Here is a 1,645-nt window from a genome sequence, read left to right on the forward strand (position 1 = left end):
TCCGGGGACGGGCGCCGCACGGGCGTGTGACGTTACGGTCCCGAGGTTGCACCATGGAGTGGTGGAGCACCTCGGGGACCAGCGGACAGGCACTGGTGCTCCGGGGCCCGGCGGCAGTGGGTGGCGGGATCTCCGCCGGGGGGGGTGATCAGTCGTCGCCGCGCAGGATGGCGATCAGGCGCAGCATCTCGACGTAGATCCAGACCAGCGACAGCGTGAGCCCGAAGGCGGCCCGCCAGGCCTCCTTCTGCGGCGCGCCCTGCGCGATGGCCTCCTCGATGGCCGCGAAGTCCAGCGAGAGGAAGAAGGCGCCGAGGCCGATGCCGATCAGGCCGACCACGATGCCCAGCGGGCCGGAGCGCAGGCCGAGGTCCGCGCCGAAGGCCATCGCGATCACGTTGATCAGCATGAGCAGCACGAAGCCCATGGCGATCGCGATGCCGATCCGGGTGTACTTCGGGGTGACCCGGATCCTCCCGCTCTTGTAGGCGAACAGCATCGCGGCGAAGACTGCCGCCGTGCCCAGCACCGCCTGGATCGCGATGCCCGGCAACTTGACGTCGAGGGCGTGCGTGACGGCACCGAGGGCGAAGCCCTCCAGCGCCGCGTACAGCAGGATCAGCGGCGGGCTGACGCTGCGCTTGAAGGAGACGATCAGGCCGATGACCATGGCCACCAGGCTGGCGCCGATCGCGAAGCCGAAGTTCTTGAACGGCAGCGCGAACCAGGCGACCGCACCGGCGGCGACCAGGGTCAGCAGCGTCATGGCGGTGCGCGCGACGACGTCGTCGAGCGTCATCCGCCCGGTGGCCAGCGGGCCGGCGGACGGGCCGTTGTACATCGCGTACAGCTGCTCGTCGGTCAGCGGGGCCTGGCCCGGCTGCTGCTGGGCGTAGGGGCCGCCCGCGTACGGGTTGTTTCCGTACGGGCCCCCGGCCTGCGCGGTGGTCCCGAACCCCGCGTAGCCGGAGTCGCGGGTGAAGGACCCCTCCCGCGAGAAGACCGGGTTGCTGCTTCTCATGCTCATTCCCTCCGTGGCGGCACTGCACCGCCCCGCACCAGGGTAATGGCTTGGCAAAAATATCGGGATACGCCGCGAGGATGATCCAGCGGGAGGACTCACGGCGGGGACGCCGGCGGCGCCCCCGCGCGTCGAGCGGTGCCCGGAGCCGGACTCGAACCGGCACGGCCTCGCGGCCAAGCAGTTTTAAGCTGCCCGTGTCTGCGTTCCACCATCCGGGCGTCCTGCGAACCACCCCTGAGCCTAGTCGCCCGGCTCACCCTTTCGCATGTTCCCAGCCCGGGAAGTTGTCATGTTTCCTTGCCATCTGACGAACTGTCCGAGATTCGGCCACGGAGCACACCGGTTCAGGCCACCACCCCGGCCTCAGGGTCGGTGTCATACCGCAGGAGGAGGGTGCCGGGTGCCCGTACGCCCAGCGGTGGTCGGCTCAACCGTTCGGCGGAGCGACGATAGACCATGATCACGCGGCGGAGCATGGAGGTACGAATTCCGCGACCAGCAAGGAGCATCCCCGTGACCTCGTCGACCGCAACCGCCGTCCGCACCGGCCGGGCGGCCGCCCGCGCCACCGGCCTGTACAAGGTCTACGGGGAGGGGGAGACCCGCGTCGTCGCCCTGGAC

Annotated in this window: 1 protein-coding gene, 1 tRNA gene and 1 pseudogene; 1 reads left to right on the forward strand and 2 read right to left on the reverse strand. The window is 70.0% G+C overall.

Features of this window, described 5'->3' with window-relative positions; genetic code table 11:
- Nucleotides 1-148: 148 nt before the first annotated feature.
- Together AB0O00_RS38325 and AB0O00_RS38330 are read right to left on the reverse strand one after the other, a co-directional pair.
- On the reverse strand, nucleotides 149-1,021 hold the full coding sequence (locus tag AB0O00_RS38325; RefSeq protein ID WP_363659308.1) for a Bax inhibitor-1/YccA family protein: 873 nt from the start codon (nucleotides 1,019-1,021) through the stop codon (nucleotides 149-151).
- 139 nt (nucleotides 1,022-1,160) lie between these two features.
- A tRNA-Leu gene (locus tag AB0O00_RS38330) sits at nucleotides 1,161-1,242 on the reverse strand.
- 256 nt (nucleotides 1,243-1,498) lie between these two features.
- Here AB0O00_RS38330 and AB0O00_RS38335 point away from each other — a divergent pair.
- Nucleotides 1,499-1,645: pseudogene (locus AB0O00_RS38335) on the forward strand (ABC transporter ATP-binding protein); the annotation flags it as partial.

This window comes from Kitasatospora sp. NPDC093558 (assembly GCF_040683475.1).
Lineage (GTDB): Bacteria > Actinomycetota > Actinomycetes > Streptomycetales > Streptomycetaceae > Kitasatospora.

What these genes read in the sequence shown, in the direction of transcription:
- AB0O00_RS38325 (WP_363659308.1), bottom strand. Translation starts at nt 1,021, where the DNA reads ATGAGAAGCAGCAACCCGGTCTTCTCGCGGGAGGGGTCCTTCACCCGC.